Annotated in this window: 19 protein-coding genes and 1 pseudogene; 15 read left to right on the top strand and 5 right to left on the bottom strand. The window is 73.6% G+C overall.

Annotation, left to right across the window (positions count from 1 at the left end):
* The 7 genes and pseudogenes from CXR44_RS40295 to CXR44_RS31630 form a co-directional block, all read left to right on the top strand.
* Window positions 1-304: pseudogene (locus tag CXR44_RS40295) on the top strand (saccharopine dehydrogenase NADP-binding domain-containing protein); the annotation flags it as partial.
* Window positions 301-1,443, top strand: coding sequence for a Gfo/Idh/MocA family oxidoreductase (locus CXR44_RS31655; protein WP_101789809.1), 1,143 nt, complete (start codon window positions 301-303; stop codon window positions 1,441-1,443). The pseudogene CXR44_RS40295 and the gene CXR44_RS31655, both read left to right, overlap by 4 nt.
* Entirely contained in the window at window positions 1,440-2,219 is a 780-nt protein-coding gene (locus tag CXR44_RS31650; protein WP_101789808.1) for a thioesterase II family protein, read from the top strand. The genes CXR44_RS31655 and CXR44_RS31650 overlap by 4 nt, the downstream gene beginning before the upstream one ends.
* 32 nt (window positions 2,220-2,251) lie before the next feature.
* Window positions 2,252-2,632 (top strand): nuclear transport factor 2 family protein, encoded by a 381-nt coding sequence (locus CXR44_RS31645; RefSeq protein WP_101789807.1) that lies wholly within the window; start codon window positions 2,252-2,254, stop codon window positions 2,630-2,632.
* A gap of 71 nt (window positions 2,633-2,703) precedes the next feature.
* Window positions 2,704-3,663, top strand: coding sequence for an ATP-binding cassette domain-containing protein (locus CXR44_RS31640; RefSeq protein ID WP_101789806.1), 960 nt, complete (start codon window positions 2,704-2,706; stop codon window positions 3,661-3,663).
* On the top strand, window positions 3,660-4,484 hold the full coding sequence (locus CXR44_RS31635) for an ABC transporter permease (RefSeq protein ID WP_101789805.1): 825 nt from the start codon (window positions 3,660-3,662) through the stop codon (window positions 4,482-4,484). The genes CXR44_RS31640 and CXR44_RS31635 overlap by 4 nt, the downstream gene beginning before the upstream one ends.
* An 86-nt stretch (window positions 4,485-4,570) precedes the next feature.
* Window positions 4,571-5,356 carry an ABC transporter permease gene (locus CXR44_RS31630; protein WP_245899633.1) on the top strand — a complete coding sequence of 262 codons (786 nt, stop codon included), beginning with the start codon at window positions 4,571-4,573 and terminating at the stop codon, window positions 5,354-5,356.
* Window positions 5,357-5,405: 49 nt separating this feature from the next.
* Here the strand turns inward: CXR44_RS31630 and CXR44_RS31625 are convergent, their stop codons facing one another.
* Complete coding sequence (locus CXR44_RS31625) at window positions 5,406-6,095, bottom strand: methyltransferase (RefSeq protein ID WP_101789803.1); 690 nt, start codon at window positions 6,093-6,095, stop codon at window positions 5,406-5,408.
* A gap of 114 nt (window positions 6,096-6,209) precedes the next feature.
* Between CXR44_RS31625 and pdxH the strand changes: the two genes are divergently transcribed.
* The 4 genes from pdxH (at window position 6,210) to CXR44_RS31605 (ending at window position 10,512) form a co-directional block, all read left to right on the top strand.
* The gene (gene pdxH / locus CXR44_RS31620) at window positions 6,210-6,848 is read left to right on the top strand and encodes a pyridoxamine 5'-phosphate oxidase (RefSeq protein WP_101789831.1); all 639 of its coding nucleotides are present in this window, start codon (window positions 6,210-6,212) and stop codon (window positions 6,846-6,848) included.
* A gap of 175 nt (window positions 6,849-7,023) precedes the next feature.
* Window positions 7,024-8,670, top strand: coding sequence for a (2,3-dihydroxybenzoyl)adenylate synthase (locus CXR44_RS31615; RefSeq protein ID WP_101789802.1), 1,647 nt, complete (start codon window positions 7,024-7,026; stop codon window positions 8,668-8,670).
* Window positions 8,667-9,857, top strand: a complete 1,191-nt coding sequence (locus CXR44_RS31610) for a 3-deoxy-7-phosphoheptulonate synthase (protein ID WP_101789801.1) — start codon at window positions 8,667-8,669, stop codon at window positions 9,855-9,857. Before CXR44_RS31615 ends, CXR44_RS31610 begins: the two co-directional genes overlap by 4 nt.
* 10 nt (window positions 9,858-9,867) lie before the next feature.
* Entirely contained in the window at window positions 9,868-10,512 is a 645-nt protein-coding gene (locus CXR44_RS31605) for a DUF2461 domain-containing protein (protein WP_101789800.1), read from the top strand.
* Window positions 10,513-10,565: 53 nt separating this feature from the next.
* Here CXR44_RS31605 and CXR44_RS31600 read toward each other — a convergent pair whose 3' ends face one another.
* The 3 genes from CXR44_RS31600 to CXR44_RS31590 form a co-directional block, all read right to left on the bottom strand.
* Window positions 10,566-11,081 (bottom strand): universal stress protein, encoded by a 516-nt coding sequence (locus CXR44_RS31600; protein WP_101789799.1) that lies wholly within the window; start codon window positions 11,079-11,081, stop codon window positions 10,566-10,568.
* 192 nt (window positions 11,082-11,273) lie between these two features.
* The gene (locus CXR44_RS31595; RefSeq protein WP_101789798.1) at window positions 11,274-11,849 is read right to left on the bottom strand and encodes a 3'-5' exonuclease; all 576 of its coding nucleotides are present in this window, start codon (window positions 11,847-11,849) and stop codon (window positions 11,274-11,276) included.
* A gap of 60 nt (window positions 11,850-11,909) precedes the next feature.
* On the bottom strand, window positions 11,910-12,509 hold the full coding sequence (locus tag CXR44_RS31590; RefSeq protein WP_101789797.1) for a hypothetical protein: 600 nt from the start codon (window positions 12,507-12,509) through the stop codon (window positions 11,910-11,912).
* Window positions 12,510-12,631: 122 nt separating this feature from the next.
* Between CXR44_RS31590 and CXR44_RS31585 the strand changes: the two genes are divergently transcribed.
* From CXR44_RS31585 to CXR44_RS31570, 4 genes are read left to right on the top strand one after another with little or no spacing between them, the layout of a single operon-like run.
* Window positions 12,632-13,885: an ABC transporter substrate-binding protein gene (locus CXR44_RS31585; protein ID WP_180903795.1), complete on the top strand. Its 1,254-nt coding sequence runs from the start codon at window positions 12,632-12,634 to the stop codon at window positions 13,883-13,885.
* Window positions 13,882-14,772 carry a carbohydrate ABC transporter permease gene (locus CXR44_RS31580; protein ID WP_245899631.1) on the top strand — a complete coding sequence of 297 codons (891 nt, stop codon included), beginning with the start codon at window positions 13,882-13,884 and terminating at the stop codon, window positions 14,770-14,772. The genes CXR44_RS31585 and CXR44_RS31580 overlap by 4 nt, the downstream gene beginning before the upstream one ends.
* Window positions 14,772-15,605 (top strand): carbohydrate ABC transporter permease, encoded by an 834-nt coding sequence (locus CXR44_RS31575; RefSeq protein WP_101789795.1) that lies wholly within the window; start codon window positions 14,772-14,774, stop codon window positions 15,603-15,605. The genes CXR44_RS31580 and CXR44_RS31575 overlap by 1 nt, the downstream gene beginning before the upstream one ends.
* Window positions 15,606-15,614: 9 nt before the next feature.
* Window positions 15,615-16,808: an ABC transporter ATP-binding protein gene (locus CXR44_RS31570; protein WP_101789794.1), complete on the top strand. Its 1,194-nt coding sequence runs from the start codon at window positions 15,615-15,617 to the stop codon at window positions 16,806-16,808.
* A 4-nt stretch (window positions 16,809-16,812) separates the two neighbouring features.
* Here the strand turns inward: CXR44_RS31570 and CXR44_RS31565 are convergent, their stop codons facing one another.
* Complete coding sequence (locus CXR44_RS31565) at window positions 16,813-17,535, bottom strand: TMEM175 family protein (RefSeq protein ID WP_144070158.1); 723 nt, start codon at window positions 17,533-17,535, stop codon at window positions 16,813-16,815.
* Between the last annotated feature and the right edge of the window lie 5 nt (window positions 17,536-17,540).

Raw genomic sequence — 17,540 nt, 5'->3', positions numbered from 1 at the left:
GTGGGGGGGGGAGCCGTACTTCCAGATGGTCTTCGAGCTGACCGGCGACGGCGGCGGGCGGACACTGGTGGCGCGCACCGGGCAGAGCCACGAGCTGAGCGCCGCCGTGGCCGCCGCCGCGACCGCCGCCGTGCTGCGCGGGCAGGTGCCCGCCGGCGTGCACGAGGCCGGCGACGTGCTGAGCCCGCGCGAGGTGTTCGGGCGGCTGGACGGCGACCCGGCGCTGACCCGGCTGACCGTCAGGCCGGCGACCCGGGCCGCCGGTGACGAGGCGGACGCGCCCGTGGAGGAGGGAGTGCTGTGAGCCGGCGGCCCCGTGTCCTCGTCTGCGGCACCGGCTTCGGCCGGGTGCACCTGGCGGCGCTGGCCGACCCCCGATCGCCCTTCGAGCTCGCCGGTGTCCTCGCCAGGGGCGGCGCCCGGTCACGGGCCTGCGCGGCCGAGGCGGGCGTGCCGCTGTACACGCGGGTGGCCGACCTGCCGGACGGGGCGGACGGCGCGGACCTGGCCTGCGTGGTGCTGCTCGGCGACGTCAACGGCGGCCCCGGGAGCGCCGTCGCGGGCGAGCTGATGGCCCGCGGCGTGCCCGTGCTGCAGGAGGGGCCGCTGCTGCGCGACGAGCTGGCCGCCTCGCTGCGCGCCGCCCGCCGCCACCAGGTGGTGTTCCGGGTCAACACCCACTACGTGCACCTGCCGCCGGTGCGCAGGTTCGTGGCGGCCGCCAGGGCGCTGCGCGCCGAACAGCAGCCGCTGTGGGTGGAGGCCGCCTGCGGCATCCAGGTCGCCTACCACCTGGTGGACGTCCTCGGCCGGGCGCTCGGCGGCCTCAGGCCGTACGAGTTCGCCGCGTGCGGCACGACGGACGGGCCACGCACGCCGTTTCGCACGCTGGAGGGCGTGCTCGCCGGCGTCCCGGTCACCCTGCGCGTGCAGAACCAGCTCCACCCCGCCGACCCCGACAACCACGCCCACCTGCTGTACCGGATCACCGTCGGCGCCGAGGGCGGCTCCCTGACCCTGCTGGACCCGCACGGCCCCGTCGTCTGGTCGCCCCGCCCGCACCTGCCCGCCGCCGCGCGGAACGCCACCCGGCTGCACGACGCCGCCGACACGCACCTCGACTTCCCGGCCTGCGTCCCGCTCGGACCGGCCGAGGCGCCGTCGTACCGGGAGATCCTGGCGCGGATGTGGCCCGCCGCCGCCCGCCGCGCGATCTCCACCACCTGGGCCGCTGTCCGTGATGGAATGGACACGATGAGTGACGGACAGTACCACCTCGCGGTCAGCGGAGCATGGCAGGAGATGACGGCGGCGCTCGGCTTCCCTGAGCGGCTGGCGGGTCCGCCGCCCCGGCCGCTCCCCGCAGGGCCGCTGCTCGCCGCGGCCCTGCGGGAGGCCGCGAGCCAGGAGGAGTCCGACACGCTGGAGGAGACGACCGCATGACCGTCACCACGACCGAGGCGCGCGAACGGTGGCTGCGCCCGCTGCGCCGGCACGACGCCCCCAGGCTGCGCCTGGTGTGCTTCCCGCACGCGGGCGGCGCCGCCGGCTTCTTCCGCCCCTGGGCGGCCCGCCTGCCGCACGGCATCGAGCTGTACGGCGTGCAGTACCCCGGCCGCCAGGACCGCATCGGCGACGGTCACGCCACCACCATGGACGACCTGGCCGGCCCCGTCGCCGCCGCGTTGGAGCCGCTGGCCGGCGTCCCGCTCGCGCTGTTCGGCCACAGCATGGGCGCGGCCGTCGCCCACGAGACCGCCAGGCTGCTCGAAGGCCGGCTCGGCCGGCCGCTGGCCGGGCTCGTCGTCTCCGGCAGGCCGGCCCCCGACCGGCTGCGCCCCTCCGAGGTCCACCTGGGCGGGGAGGAGGCGCTGCTCGACGACCTGCGGCGGCTCGGCGGCACCAGCGACGAGGTGCTCGACGACCCCGCCCTGCGCGCGATCGTCCTGCCCACGCTCGCGGCCGACTACCGCCTGATCGAGACCTACCGTCCCGCCACGACCGCCCCGATCCGCACGCCGGTGTGCGCCTGCGTCTCCGACGCCGACCCCGAGGTGGACCCCGGCGAGGCGGCGGCCTGGGAGCACCACACCAGCGGCTCGTTCGAGCTGCGGGTCTTCCCCGGCGACCACTTCTACCTGGTGCCGCAGGAGGCCGAGCTGGTCGCCCAGGTGCTGCGCTCCTGCGACCTGCCGGCCCCCTGGCCGTCCACTCCCTGACCCACGTCCACCACCACGAAAGGAGCACCGCGATGAACCTCGACAAGGAACTGACCGCCCTGGAGGAGCAGGGCTGGGCCGCCATCTCCGTCGGCGACGGCGGCTTCTACCGCAGGCTGGTCACCGACCGCACCGTCTGCGTCGAGCCCGACGGCCTGCAGACCGGCTGGGAGCTGGCCGACGACATCGACGCCAGCAAGTCGCCGTTCGACGACTACAAGCTGGAGGACGTCAAGGTGCTGCCGCTCGGCGACGCCGCCGCGCTCATCACCTACCGCGCCGTCGTCCGGCTCAGCCAGGCCGACTTCACCTTCCAGCTCTACATGACCAGCGTGTACGAGCGCGCCGGCGAGGAGTGGAAGCTGGTCTTCCACCAGCAGACCCCGGTGAAGGAGGAGAGCGAGGACGGCTGATCGCGGATGCCCACGCCCGGGCGTGGGCAGGATCTCCGGCGCAACCGACCGCTCACTCCAGGAGGTTCCCCATGCACGGAGGCAGCGTGGAGGTCGACCGCCTCCGCAAGACCTTCGGCGAGAAGACGGCCGTGGACGAGGTGTCGTTCAGCGTCGCGCCGGGCACCGTCCTCGGCCTGCTCGGCGGCAACGGCGCGGGCAAGACCACGATGGTCAACTGCCTGAGCACACTGCTGCCCCTCGACGGCGGGCGGGCCGTCGTCGCCGGGCACGACGTCGCCGAGGACCCGGCGGGCGTGCGCGCCTCCATCGCGCTGACCGGCCAGTTCGCCGCCGTCGACGACGTGCTGACCGGCCGCCAGAACCTCGTCCTGTTCGGCAGGCTGCTCAAGCTGGGCCGCAAGGAGGCCGCCGCGCGAGCCGAGGAACTGCTCGCCGGGTTCGGCCTCGCCGACGCGGCCGACCAGCCGGTCAAGTCCTACTCCGGCGGCATGCGCCGGCGCCTCGACCTGGCCGCGAGCCTGGTCGTGCGACGGCCCGTCATCTTCCTCGACGAGCCGACCACCGGCCTCGACCCGGTCGGGCGCAGGGAGATGTGGCGCATCGTGTCCGGGCTGTGCGACGACGGGGCGACGCTGCTGCTGACCACCCAGTACCTGGAGGAGGCGGACCGGCTCGCCGACCGGATCGTCGTCCTCGACCAGGGCCGGGTCATCGCCGAGGGCACCCCGCGCGAGCTGAAGGACCAGGTGGGCGGCGCCGTCTGCGCCGTCCACGTCGACGTGCCCGAGCAGCGCGAGCGGGCCGTGCGCGCGCTGCGGGAGCGGATGGACGGCGTCACCGAGTCCGGCGACCTGATCACCGTGCCGGGCGCCGACGCCGGCACGCTCGCCGAGGTGGTGCGCGTCCTCGCCGAGGAGGGGGTGGAGCCCGACGACGTGGGGCTGCGCCGGCCCACCCTCGACGACGTGTTCTTCGCCCTCACCGGCCGGCGCGAGGACTGCGAGGAGCAGGAGGGGATGCGGCTGTGACGCTCCCGACCAGCTCGGCCGGCGCGACCGCCGCGGCGGCCCGGCCGCTCGTCACCGAGAAGGGCCCGCGCAACCTGCTGGGCCAGGGGCTGCTGCTGGCCCGTCGCAACGTCCGGCTCAGCTCGGTGGCCGACACCGTCAGCACCATGGTGGTCTTCCCGGTGATCTTCGTCTTCGGTTTCCTGGCCATCTTCGGCAGGCTGCTGGCGGCACGGGGCGTCGACTACGCGCAGTTCCTGCCGCCGGCGATCGTCGTGCAGTGGATGTTCTCCGTGGCGATCTCCGCCGCGTTCTTCTTCGCCGCCGACCGGCGCACCGGCATGCTCGCCCGCTACCGGGCGATGGCCATCAACCGCGGCGCGGTGGTGGTCGGCAGGATGGCCGCCGACAGCCTGCGCGCGCTGCTGGCCATCGTGGTGATCCTCGCCGCCGGCCATGTGGCGGGTTTCCGCTTCCAGGCGGGGCCGCTCGCCGCCCTCGCCTTCGTGGCGCTCGCCGTGGGCTTCGCGCTGACGCTGTCGGCCGGCACCAGCGCGGTCGGCCTGGCCTCACGCGATCCGGAGGCCGTCTCCTCCACCCTGCACACCGTGTACCTGCCGCTGCTCATGGTCTCGTCGGCGTTCGTCCCCGCTGACGCCTTTCCCGCCTGGATCGAGCCGTTCGTCCGGGCGCAGCCGGTGACGGCGGTCATCGACGCGCTGCGCGCTCTGGCCGACGGCGGGCCCACCGCCGGGCCGGTGACGCGGGCCGTGTTGTGGATGGCGGGGCTGCTGGCGCTCTTCTCGCTGGCCGCCGTCCGCGCGTTCAGGAGGGCGACGTGAAGGAGAGCCGTGCGGAGGGAGGCCGCGTGGAGGGAGGTCGTGTGGAGGGCAGCCGTGCGGAGGGAGGCCGTGTGGAGGGAGGCCGTGTGGAGCGGAGCCGTGCGGAGGGCAGCCGCGTGAACACGCTCGCCGAGACGTCGCTGCTGGCCGGTCGCAACCTGCGGCGCTTCCTGCGCAGCCCGCAGCTCATCGCCGACTCGGTCATGTTCCCGCTGATCCTGCTGTTCGTCATGCTGCTCGTCTTCGGCGAGCTGGTCGGCGAGGTCACCCGCGGCGCGTACATCGACCGGCTGGCCCCCGTGATCGTGCTGTTCAGCGCCGCCTACGGCGCGGTCGGCACCGGGGTCGGCTTCTTCACCGACCTGCGCGGCGGCATCGTCGACCGGTTCCGGGCGATGGACATCGGCCGGTTGTCGGTGCTCACCGGCCGGGTCGCCGGCGACCTGGTCCGGGTGCTGCTGGTCGCGGCGGTCACCACCGCCGTCGCGCACCTGGCCGGGTTCCGGTTCACGCAGGGGCCCCAGGCGGTGGCGGGCTTCTTCGCCGTCGTGCTGCTGTTCGCCTGGATCTTCCTGTGGCCGGCGCTGGTCGCCGCCATGTCGGCCTCCAGCGAGCAGGCCGTCAGCGGGGCGCTCAACACGCCGGTGACGCTGCTGCTGTTCCTGTCGTCGGGGTTCGTGCCCGCCGAGCAGTTCCCCGGCTGGCTCCAACCGGTCGTCCGGGCCAATCCGCTCTCCCTCGCGGGAGACGCTCTCGTGGGGCTCTCCCAAGGGGGGCCCGTGGCCGTTCCGGTGCTTTTCACCTTCGCCTGGGCGGTGGCGGCCACGGCGATATTCGTGCCGCTCGCGGTGCGCCTTTACCGGCGGCGGTGAAACGCATTCTTCCGGGCCTTTTCCCCGGTCCGGAAGAATGCGCGAACCGCTATCGACCGGCTCGCCGGAATTCGACGAGCCGGTATTCGATGTGTCCTTCCGCCGTGCCGCAGCGCGCCGCCCGGAGCGTGCCGGCGGACCAGCCGTGCCGGGCGGCCAGCTCGCTCAGGCGGTCCTCGCTGCCGAGGTCGGTGAAGCCGAGCAGCAGCCGGCCGCCCGGCTGCAGGTGCCGGGCGGCGTCCCGCAGGTACGCCTCGTGCGCGCCGTAGCCGGGGTCGAAGAAGGCCCGATCCAGATCGCCGTCCACCCGCTCGGTCGCCGGCGCCTCCACGAAGTTGGAGTTCCAGAAGATCAGGTCGAACCTGTCGTCGCCGCCCAGCGGCGCGAACATGTCGCCGTGCCCGACCCGCACCCGGTCGGCCACGCCGTGCCGTACGGCGTTCATGCGGGTGTTGCGGGCTGCGGCTGCGCTCACGTCGAGGGCCGTCACGTGAGCGCAGCCGCGCAGCGCCGCCGTCACGGCGAGGTAGCCGCAGCCGCTCCCGACCTCGCAGAACGACCCGTGCACGGGGTACGGCAGCCACTCGGCGTACAGGGCGGCGGACTGGGTCAGGTGCGGGGCGTACACCCCCGGCAGCAGGTCCCATTCCAGGCCCAGCAGCCGGAATGTCGCGGGCTCGGCGATCTCCCTGTGCCGGTCGAGAAGAATTCCCGCCGCCTGTCTGGCTCGTCCATTCATCACCGCTCTCCGATCATTGTCCGGCATTGCGTCATGATTATTATATGCATTAGTGTTTAAATGCCACCAGTGATGGTAATCGGGAGATGAATCTGGATAAGGACGGATATGGCGATGACCGCTACCGCAGACGTCACCCGGCTCGCCGCCGCGTACCGGCGCACGGGCATCGAGGCGCCCGACCCCGACCCGCTCGGACAGTTCGCCTGCTGGCTGGAGGAGTGGCGGGCCGCCTGCCCCGGGCTTCCGGCCTCGGCCGTGCTCGCGACGGCCGACCACCACGGGCGCCCCTCGGCCCGCTGGGTGGACGTCGCCCACGTCGACCACGGCTTCGTGTTCTTCACCCACCACGCCAGCCGCAAGGCCGCCGACCTGGCCGTCAACCGGGCGGCCTCGCTCTGCTTCGGCTGGCTCGACCTCGGCCGTCAGATCCGCGTCGACGGCACGGCCGACCGGCTGACCGACGTGGAGTCCGACGCCCACTTCGCGGGGCTGCCGCGTTCCCTGCAGACGCTGGCCTGGGCGAGCGAGCAGAGCGCCGAGATCGGTGACAGGGAGGTCGTCCGGGAACGCTTCGGCCAGGCCCGGGAGCGTTTCGCCGGTCAGGAGATCCCGCGGCCCGTGCACTGGGGCGGCTACCGGGTCACGCCGCTGGAGGTGGAGTTCTGGCAGCGGCGTGGCGACGAGATCCAGGACCGCCTGCGCTACCACCGCGACGGCGCCGGCTGGCGGCACGTCAGGCTCGCCCCGTGACGGCCTCACGATCGCCCGGACGCCCGTGGCGACGGGGAGCCGCAGTGAGAAGCCGTGGTGATGAGGAGCCCGGTGACCAGGAGCCCGTCGTGACGGAGCGCCGTGGTGACGAGGCGCCGTCGTGATGAGGCGCCGTCGTGATGAGGAGCCCCGTAGTGAGGAGGAGGACGACGCGATGATGCCCGGATGCGTGCCGTGGCCCCCTGAGGTCGCCCGGCGTTACCGCGAGGAGGGGCTGTGGCGTGGCGAGACGCTCGGCGACCTGCTCCGCCGGTCCGCGCGCGAGCACGGCGACCGCACCGCCGTGGTGGCCGCCGCCCACGGCGGCTCCGGCCCGGTGCGGTGGAGCTACCGCGAGCTGGACGAGCGGGCCGACCGGCTCGCCGCCGGGCTGCGCGCCTCGGGGGTACGGCCCGGCGACCGCGTGCTCGTCCAGCTCCCCAACGTCCCCGAGCTGGTCGAGCTGTGCTTCGCGCTGTTCCGCACCGGCGCCGCCCCGGTGCTGGCGCTGCCGCCGCACCGCCACGACGAGATCACCCACCTGGCGGCCCACACCGGCGCGGTGGCGTACGTCATCCCCGACCGGCACCAGGGCTTCGACCACCGCGAGCTGGCCCGGCGGGTCCGCGGAGCGGTGCCCGGCCTGCGGCGGGTGATCGTGTGCGGCGAGCCCGAGGAGTTCACCCCCCTGGACGGCCTGCGCGCCGCGCCCGGCGACGCGGAACCGGGCCCCGCACCGGAGGACGTGGCGCTGTTCCTGCTGTCGGGCGGCACCACCGGCCGGTCCAAGCTCATCCCGCGCACCCACGACGACTACCTGTGCAACATCCGGCTCAGCGCCGCCAACGCCCGCCTCGGCCCCGGCGACGTCTACCTGGCCGCGCTGCCCATCGCGCACAACTACGCCCTCGGCTGCCCCGGCGTGCTCGGCGCCCTGCACGCGGGCGGCACCGTCGTGCTGCCGCCCACCCCCAGCCCTGACGACGCGTTCCCGCTGATCGAGCGGGAACGCGTCACCGTGACCGGCCTGGTGCCCTCGCTCGCCCGCCTCTGGACGGAGGCCGCCGCCTGGAGCGGGCACGACCTGTCGAGCCTGCGCCTGGTCCAGGTCGGCGGCGCCGCCGTCGGCCCAGAACTGGCCCGCGCGGTGGGGGAGCGGCTCGGCCGCGTCCAGCAGTCGTTCGGCATGGCGGAGGGGCTGCTCAGCCAGAGCCCGCCCGACGACCCGCCCGACCTGCTCGCCACCACCCAGGGCAGGCCGCTGTCGGCCGCCGACGAGGTGCGCGTCGTGGACGAGGAGGGCCGCGACGTGCCCGCCGGGCAGACCGGCGAGCTGCTCGTCCGCGGCCCCTACACCATCCGCGGGTACTACCGCGCCGAGGAGCACAACGCCGCAGCCTTCACCCCGGACGGGTTCTTCCGCAGCGGCGACCTGGCCCGGATCACCCCGACCGGCCACCTCGTCATCTGCGGCCGGGTCAAGGACGTCATCAACCGAGGCGGCGACAAGGTGCCCGCCGACGAGGTGGAGGAGCACCTCCTCGCCCACCCGCGGGTGCGGGCCGCCGCCGTGGTGGCCGCGCCCGATCCGTACCTGGGCGAGCGCACCTGCGCCTACGTCGTTCCGGCCGGCCCCGCGGCGGAGGCGCCCACCCAGCGGGCGATCTCCGACTTCATGCGCGAGCGCGGCGTGGCCGCCTACAAGGTGCCGGACCGCGTCGAGGTCGTCCAGGCCCTGCCTCTCACCCCCGTAGGGAAGATCGACAAGGCCCGGCTGCGCGTCCGGGCGGGCGCGCACCGCGACGGCGGCGAGCAGGCGTGAGTCCCGCCACGGCCGCCGCGGGCGGGGCCGCGCACCCGCGCACCGCCCCCCAGCAGCCCGACTGGGGCGATCCGGAGCTGCTGGCCGAGGTCACGCGGACGCTCGCCGGGCTGCCGCCGCTGGTCACCCGCGCCGAGTGCGCCCGGCTCACCGAGGCGGTGGCCGAGGTGGAACGCGGCCGGGCGCTGCTGCTCCAGGGCGGCGACTGCGCCGAACGCTTCCGCGAGTCCGGGCCCGAGCAGGTCGGCGCCAAGCTGCTGCAGCTCTACGGCCTCACCGCCGGGATGCGCGCCGCCACCGGCCTGCCCGCCGTGCCCGTCGGCCGCCTGGCCGGCCAGTACGGCAAGCCGCGCTCCGCGCCGTACGAGCGCGGCGCGGACGGCCGCCCCGTCCCGGCCTACCGCGGCGACGCCGTCAACAGCCCCGCCAGCGATGCCGCCGCCCGCGACCCCGACCCGTCCCGGCTGCTGCGCGCCTACGCGTGCGCGGAGCGCGTGCTGCACGAGGTCCGCGGCTCGTGGCGGGGCCGCGACCCGCTGGAGCGGGCGTACGTCTCCCACGAGGCACTCCTGCTCGACTACGAGCAGCCTCTCACCCGCCGGGACGGCACGGCCGCCTACGCCTCCTCCGCCCACTCGGTGTGGATCGGCGAGCGCACCCGCGACCCCGGCGGGCCGCACGTCGCCTTCGCCGCGGGCATCGCCAACACCGTCGGCGTCAAGCTGGGGCCGTCGATCACGCCGGCGCAGGCGGTACGGCTGAGCCGGCTGCTCAACCCCGACGGCCGCCCCGGGCGGCTGGTGTTCGTGGTGCGGCTCGGCGCGACGAAGGTCCGCACGTTGCTGCCCGAGATCGTGGGAGAGGTGACCAGGCGGGGTACACCGGTCGTGTGGTTGTGCGACCCGATGCACGGCAACACCGTGCGCCTCGGCTCCGGGCCGAAGACCCGCCCCATGGAGGCGATCCTGGAGGAGGTCGTGGCGTTCGTCCGGGTGCTCCAGGCGCAGCGGCGGCATCCGGCCGGGCTGCACCTGGAGATGACGCCCCAGGACGTCACCGAGTGCGTCACCGCGCCGCGCCCGCACGCCGGGCCGCCCGCGCTGCCGCGCTACCGCACGGCCTGCGACCCCCGCCTCAACGCCGGCCAGGCGGCCGAGGTGGTCGACCGGTTCGTGAGAGTCCTGTGAAGGAGGCGACGTGAGCTTCGACGGCATCCCGCGCAAGGCCTACGACTTCTACAAGGAGCTGGAAGCCGACAACACGAAAGAGTCCTGGCACGCCCGCAAGGAGACGTACGACACCTGCGTGCGTGAGCCGCTCCAGGCGTTGCTGGCCGAGCTGGAGGACGAGTTCGGCCCGGCCAAGCTGTTCCGGCCGCAGCGCGACACCCGCTTCAGCAAGGACAAGTCCCCGTACAAGACCGAGCAGACGGCGAGCGTCGCCGTCGAGGGCTCCGTCGGCTACTACCTGCAGCTGGAGGCGGCCGGGTTGTACGTCGGCGCCGGGTTCCACGCCTTCGGCGGTGACGACACCGCCCGCTACCGGGCCGCCGTGGCCGACGACGAGGCGGGCGCCGAGCTGGCCGCCGTCACCGAACGCCTCACCAAGGACGGCTTCGAGCTGGTGGGGGAGCGGGTCAAGACGCGGCCGCGCGGCTACCCGGCCGACCATCCGCGCCTCGACCTGCTGCGCTTCGCCTCGCTGGGCGCCGAACGCCGCATCCCCAAGACCAGGGGCACCGGCAAGCAGGCGCTGACGGCCGTCCGCGACGACTGGCGGCGCCTGCGTCCCCTGGTCGAGTGGCTGGTCGCCCACGTCGCCCACGGCCGCCCCGCCTCCTGACCCATCCGGCCCCGGGTGACACGACGTTCCACGTCGACCGGGCGCGGGCGCCGTCAGTCCGGCAGGAGGCGGTCCACGTCTCGCGGGCGCAACCGGGTGCGTGACAGGGCGCGCAGGTGGTGAGGCAGCGGCACGGCGAGCACCGGGCAGCCGGCGTGGGCCACGCAGTGGCGGGCCGTCACCCGGGCGCGCCAGCGGCGCAGCGGCCGCGGGTCGCCCACTCCGAGCACGATCAGGTCGTCCGCCCGGTCGGCGAGGTCCACGAGCGTGGCCCCCGCCCCGCCGCGCAGGGCCATCGCGCTGATGTCGAGGTCCTCCGGCACCTGGCCCAGCGCCTCCTCGAACGCCGTCCACACGGTGTCGCGGGCCCGCTGCAGGTCCTCGTCACAGCCGTCGAGGTCGCGCAGGGCCCCCGACCCGGACAGGACACGGACCGCGACCAGGTGGGCGTCCCGCAGCCGGGCCTCGCCCACGGCCCGGCGCAGCGCGGCCAGGCTCGCCAGCGAACCGTCCAGCGCGACGAACACCCGGAACCCGGTCGTCTCGTCGAACGGATCTCCCGCGTCCATCCCGGCCCCCCTGTCGATCGTGTGCGCCTCCCGGCCAGCGTGGCAGCCGGAAGCGGGCACCGGACGGGCCGAAGGTCCCGACGCGGCAGGGCGATGGACCGTACTCCCGGCGCGGGCGCGGCCGGTCAGGCACGCACCGGCAGGGCCGCACAACCGGGTCAGGCGCGCGGCGGTCAGGCCGCGCAGTCCGGGTCAGGCGGGTGAGGGCGCCGGCGGCCAGGCGCCGCGGCGGGCGAGGAAGAGCACCAGCGCCGCGATGTTCCAGGCGTCGTCCTCGCCCCGGTGGTGGCGGCCCTCCAGCGGCAGCCCGGCGACGCGCAACGCCTGCGCCATGCCCGGACGCCTGGGCAGCCCGAGCGCTCCGGTGAAGGCAGCCTTGGCGTTGACGTGCCGCCGGCCGAAAGGACAGGGGACGCCGGCGGCCCGGCACTGCCGGGTGAACTGGCGACGGTCGTAGTCACCCCAGCTCGTCCACGGCCGTGCCCCGGCCCGGTGCTCGGCCGCCAGGGTCCGGCACGCCTGCGCGAAGCTCACCCCGGTGTCCACCTCGGCCTGCGTCAGCCCCGTCAGCTCGGTACAGAACGCGCTCACCGCCGACCGCTCGGGACGGACGAGGATACGGTGGCGGGCCAGCCGCTCGCCCGCGCGCAGGTCCACGACCGTCAGTCCGATCTCGATGATCTCGCTCACCGCGCCGGGCGGCGGCGTGCCCTTCCAGCAGGTGGCCTCGACATCCACCACGTTCAGCAGGTCCCCGGAGGCGTCCATGGCGTCGAGCCTAGAGATCCACCGGCCCTCCGGTCGCCCGGTTTTCTTCCGGCCGCCGCGTCAGGGGACGCGGATGCCCTTGACGATCCGGCCCAGCTCGGGGAGGAGCGGCCGGCTCGCCATCACGGTGACCACGACGCCCCTGCGCTCCACCCAGCCCACGTACCGGCCGTGGCCGAGCGCGCCGTCGCCCGCCTTGGCGAGTACCGTGCGTCCGCCGAGCCGCGTCCGCTTCGCCTCGTCGCCGAAGGTGCCGGAGGTCCACGGCCCCTTGCGCAGCGACGCCAGGCTCTTCGCCTCCGGCCAGCAGATCACCCGCACCCACAGCGACCTGTGCTTGCGGTCCACGTCGTCGCGGTCGTCCGACCATCGGTAGCCGTACTCCCTGACGCCGTCCCGCGTGCCCGCGGTCACCTGGCCGTACCGGAATCCCTTCGGCAGGTGGCGCATCCGCACGCCCGTGACGCCCAGCGGCGGCCGGTCGATCGCGCCCGACGCCGACCGCTGCGCCTCGGCGCGGGTGGGAGCGGGACAGCCGGGGGCGGCGGCCTGTGCGGGGGTGGCCTGTGCTTGGGCGGTGGCGTGGGCGGGGGCGGCGGTCAGCGTCGTCGCCGCCACGAGGGACGCCGCGGCCAGCACAAAATGATCACGTGTTCTCATGCCCGGGTTCGACGCGCGTTCCGCGGCGGAAGTTCGGACCCGAAGCCGCTCCGAGGCGGACGTTTGGGTCATTGATGGACCACGCTTGGTCATATCACCAGGTCATCGGGTAGATCCGCGATGTGCGGAGTGCGAGGAGGACACGAACCGCGGCGGCGCTGCTGGCCGCGGTGACGCTCGCGCCCGCCGCCTGCGGCGCCGGCGGCGGAGCGGGCCAGAAGCTGATCAACCTCTACAACGCCCCGCAGGAGAATCTCGCCGCCATCGTCGACCGGTGCAACGACCTGGCGGCCGGCCGCTACCGGATCGTGCTCAACACCCTGCCGCGCGACGCCGACGGCCAGCGCGAGCAGCTCGTGCGCCGCCTCGCCGCCGCCGACCCCGGGCTCGACGTGCTCGGACTGGACGTGACGTGGACGGCCGAGCTGGCCGAGGCGCGGTGGATCCGCGAGTGGACCGGCGAGCACGCCCGGCAGGCCCGGGCGGGCACCCTCGCCAAGCCGCTGGAGACGGCAACCTGGCAGGGCAAGCTGTACGCGGCGCCGTACAACACCAACGTCCAGCTCCTGTGGTACCGCTCCGACCTGGTCCAGGAGCCGCCGAGGACGTGGGACGAGATGATGCGGGTCGCCGCCGACCTGGCCGCGCGGGGCAAGCCCCACTACGGCGAGGTGACCGGGGCGCAGTACGAGGGGCTCGTCGTCTGGTTCAACAGCCTGGTCGCCTCCGCCGGCGGCCGGATACTCAACCCCGAGGGCACCAGGGTGGAACTCGGCCCGCCCGCGCTGAAGGCGCTGCAGGTGCTGCGCGACTACGCCCGCTCCCAGGCCGCCGACCCGTCGCTGCCCAACACCCAGGAGGACGCCGCCCGGCTGGCCATGGAGGGCGGCCGGGCCGCGTTCGAGGTGAACTGGCCGTTCGTGTACGCCTCGATGGCGTCGAACAAGCCCGACATGCTGCCCGTCTTCAAATGGGCGCCCTACCCGGGCATCCAGGGGCCCGGCGCCTCGCCGCTGGGCGGCGGCAACTTCGCGGTCAGCGCCTACTCGCCGAACCCGGAGGAGTCGTTCCAGGCGGCGCTGTGCCTGCGCGACCCCACGAGCCAGCTCACCGCCGCCGTCAAGGACGGCCTGCCGCCGACCATCGAGGCCGTCTACGACGACCCGGCCATGGCGGAGCCGTACCCGATGCGGCAGGCCATCCTCGACGCGCTGAAGACGGCCGCGCCCCGCCCCAGGACGCCCACCTACCAGAACGTCTCCACCATGATCTCGGCCGCCCTGTCGCCGCCCGCCGCGATCGACCCGCCGGCCACCCTCGGCCAGCTGCGCGAGCAGATCGCCGAGGCGCTGCGCAGCCAGGGGGTGCTGCCGTGACGACCGGCCGGGCGCTCACCGAGGGCCAGCGTTCCGAACGCCGGCTCGGGCTGTGGCTGTGCGCCCCCGCCGCGTTCATCATGCTGCTCGTCACCGGCTGGCCGATCGTCTACTCGGTGCTGCTGTCGCTGCAGCGCTACGACCTGCGCTTCCCGGCAGACCGGGCGTGGGTCGGGCTGTCCAACTACGCCGCCGTGCTGACCAACGGGTTCTGGTGGAGCGCCCTGTGGGTGACCGTGGTCATCACCGTAATCAGTGTCGCCATCGAGCTGGTGCTGGGCATGGCCCTGGCCTTCGCCATGTACCGGGCGCTCGTCGGGCGGGGGCTGGTGCGGACCGTGGTGCTCATCCCGTACGGCATCGTCACGGTCGCCGCGGCCTACGGCTGGAGGTACGCCTGGACGCCCGGCACCGGATGGCTGGCCGGCATGCTGCCCGAGGGGTCGGCGCCGCTCACCGACCGCGTCTCCGCGATAGCGATCATCATCCTGGCCGAGGTGTGGAAGACCACGCCGTTCATGGCGCTGCTGCTCATGGCCGGCATGGCCGTCGTGCCGGAGGAGCTGCTGCGCGCCGCGTCCATGGACGGGGCCTCGCGCTGGCAGCGCTTCGTCAGGGTGACGCTACCGCTGATGAAGCCGGCGATCCTCGTCGCGCTGCTGTTCCGCACCCTCGACGCCTTCCGCATCTTCGACAACATCTACGTGCTGACCAACGGTTCGCAGAACACGAGCTCGGTGTCCATCACCGCTTACCACAACCTCATCGGCGGGCTGAACCTCGGCATCGGCTCCACCATGTCCGTCCTCATCCTCATCAGCGTGGCGATCATCGCGACGCTCTTCATCGTCGGGTTCGGCACCGCCGCGCCGGGGAGCGGGCGCTGATGAACCGTCTCGACCGCAAGCGGGCAACCGGCTGGACCGTGGTGAACGTCGTGGTCTTCCTGTACGCGATGATCCCCGTGGTGTGGATCGCGTCGCTGTCGTTCAAGGACCCCGGCACGTTCACCGACGGCTCGTTCATCCCGCGCAGGTGGACCCTGGCCAACTACGCCGGCATCTTCGACAACCCCGACTTCGTGCGCGGCCTGGTCAACTCCATCGGGATCGGGCTGATCTCCACGTTCGTCGCCATCGTCTTCGGCACCATGGCGGCCTACGCCATCGCCCGGCTCACCTTCCCCGGCAAGCGGCTGCTCATCGGCGTCTCACTGCTGATCGCGATGTTCCCGCAGATCTCGCTGGTCAGCCCGCTGTTCCAGATCGAGCGCAGCCTCGGGCTGTTCAACACCTGGCCGGGGCTGATCCTGCCGTACATCACGTTCGCGCTGCCGCTGACCATCTACACGCTGTCGGCGTTCTTCCGGGAGATCCCGTGGGAGCTGGAGAAGGCCGCCAAGATGGACGGCGCCACCCCCTTCCAGGCGTTCTGGCACGTCATCGTGCCGCTGGCGGCTCCCGGCATGGTGACCACGGCGATCCTGGCGTTCATCTTCTGCTGGAACGACTTCCTGTTCGCCATCTCGCTGACCTCGTCCAACGCGGCGCGCACGGCCCCGGCGACGATCTCGTTCTTCACCGGCAGCACGCAGTTCGAGGACCCCACGGGGTCCATCTCCGCGGCGGCCGTGGTCATCACGATCCCCATCGTGATCTTCGTGCTGTTCTTCCAGCGCCGGATCGTGGCCGGCCTGACGTCGGGAGCGGTGAAGGGATGACGCGACACGATGGCTGAGATCGAGCTGGAGCACGTCACGAAGAGGTTCGCCGACGGAACCGTGGCCGTGGACGACTTCGACGTGCGCATCGCCGACGGCGAGTTCATCATCCTGGTCGGCCCGTCGGGCTGCGGCAAGTCCACCACCCTGAACATGATCGCGGGCCTGGAGGACATCAGCGACGGCGAGCTGCGCATCGACGGCGTGCGGATGAACGACAAGGCACCGCGTGACCGTGACATCGCGATGGTCTTCCAGTCGTACGCGCTCTACCCGCACATGACCGTCCGCGAGAACATCGCCTTCCCCCTCAAGCTCGCCAAGCTCGACAGGAAGGCCATCGACGAGAAGGTCGAGCACGCCGCGGGCCTGCTGGACCTGACCCCGTACCTGGACCGCAAGCCCGGCGCGCTGTCCGGCGGGCAGCGGCAGCGGGTCGCGATGGGCCGGGCGATCGTGCGCAGCCCCAAGGCGTTCCTCATGGACGAGCCGCTGTCCAACCTCGACGCCAAGCTGCGCGTGCAGATGCGCACCTCCATCTCGCGCCTGCAGAAGAGCCTCGGCACGACCACCGTGTACGTCACCCACGACCAGACCGAGGCGATGACCCTCGGCGACCGGATCGTGCTCATGCGGGCGGGCCTCATCCAGCAGGTCGGCCCGCCGCAGGAGCTGTACGACCACCCGCGCAACCTGTTCGTGGCCGGGTTCATCGGCTCGCCGGCGATGAACTTCCTGGCCGCCGAGGTGACCGGCGACTGCCTGCGCACCGCGATCGGCGACATCCCGCTACGGGGACGGCTGCGCCGCGCGGTCGAGGGCCGCGGCCCGAAGGACGCGGCCGGGGAGAAGCCCGGCGAGGTACCCAAAGAAGTGATCGCCGGCATCCGGCCGGAGGCGTTCGAGGACGCGTCCCTGGTGCACGACCGCGACAGCGGCGGCAGCTTCACCGGCACGGTGGATCTGCTGGAGTCGATGGGGCCGGAGAAGCTGGCCTACTTCACCCTCGGCGCCCGCGGCGTCCGGTCGCGGTACCTGGAGGACGTGGCCACCGGCGAGGCGGGAGGCGGCGCGCAGCTCGTGGCCCAGCTCGACCCGAAGTCGCAGGCGCGCCGCGGGCAGCCGCTGCGACTGTGGTTCGACTGCGAGGCCATCCACCTGTTCGACCCCGACAGCGGCCAGAACCTCACCGAGGCCGGCTGACCCTTCAGGCCGGCAGGGTCCTGCCGAGCACCCGCGCCGCGGCGCGCCCCACCACCGGGGTGAGCAGCCAGAGCGGCGTCACCCCGTCCACCAGCCAGGTCAGTCCCGCCGTGAGCAGCCAGAAGGCCCCCACGACGGCGAGCGTGCCGGCCCGCACCCGCAGCTCCCGCGCGTCCGCCTCGGGGCGCAGCGCCCCGTCGCGGACGACCGCCCGCAGCAGCCCCGCCTGCGTGAGCAGCAGCGCCGCCACCGCGCCGGCGAACAGGCAGACGGCCAGCGGGTTGGCGACCGTCTCGCCGATCAGCGCGCTCGCGTACGGAAGCAGCACCACGACGAGCAGCAGGGGGACGTGCCACCACATCATCCGGGGGGTGACGCGGCTGACCAGGTCGAGGGTGCGGTGATGCTCCCGCCAGACACCCCACAGGATGAGGAACGCGATGACGAAGGCGAGCCACGTCCCCCAGTTGTCGCCGAGGAAGTCCCACAGGCGGGCGGCCATGACCGGCCGGGTCTGGTCGCCCTCGATCAGCTCGGCGGGCGGCCGGGGCAGCTCGACGGCCAGCAACGTCATCGCGATCGCGAAGACGGCGTCGACGAACGCGGCCACCCGCTCCGCCCCCTGCCCGGGGGGGACCGCTCCGGCCCGCACCGCGCCCGCCTCGCCCCGGCCCGCCTCGCCCCGGCCCGCCTCGCCCCGGCCCGCCTCACCCATGGCCTGCTTCACCCATG

The organism is Nonomuraea indica, assembly GCF_002850745.1.
Taxonomy (GTDB): Bacteria; Actinomycetota; Actinomycetes; order Streptosporangiales; family Streptosporangiaceae; genus Nonomuraea; species Nonomuraea indica.
The sequence above is the reverse complement of the archived record's forward strand: the minus strand, read 5'-3'. Positions and strand labels throughout refer to the sequence as shown.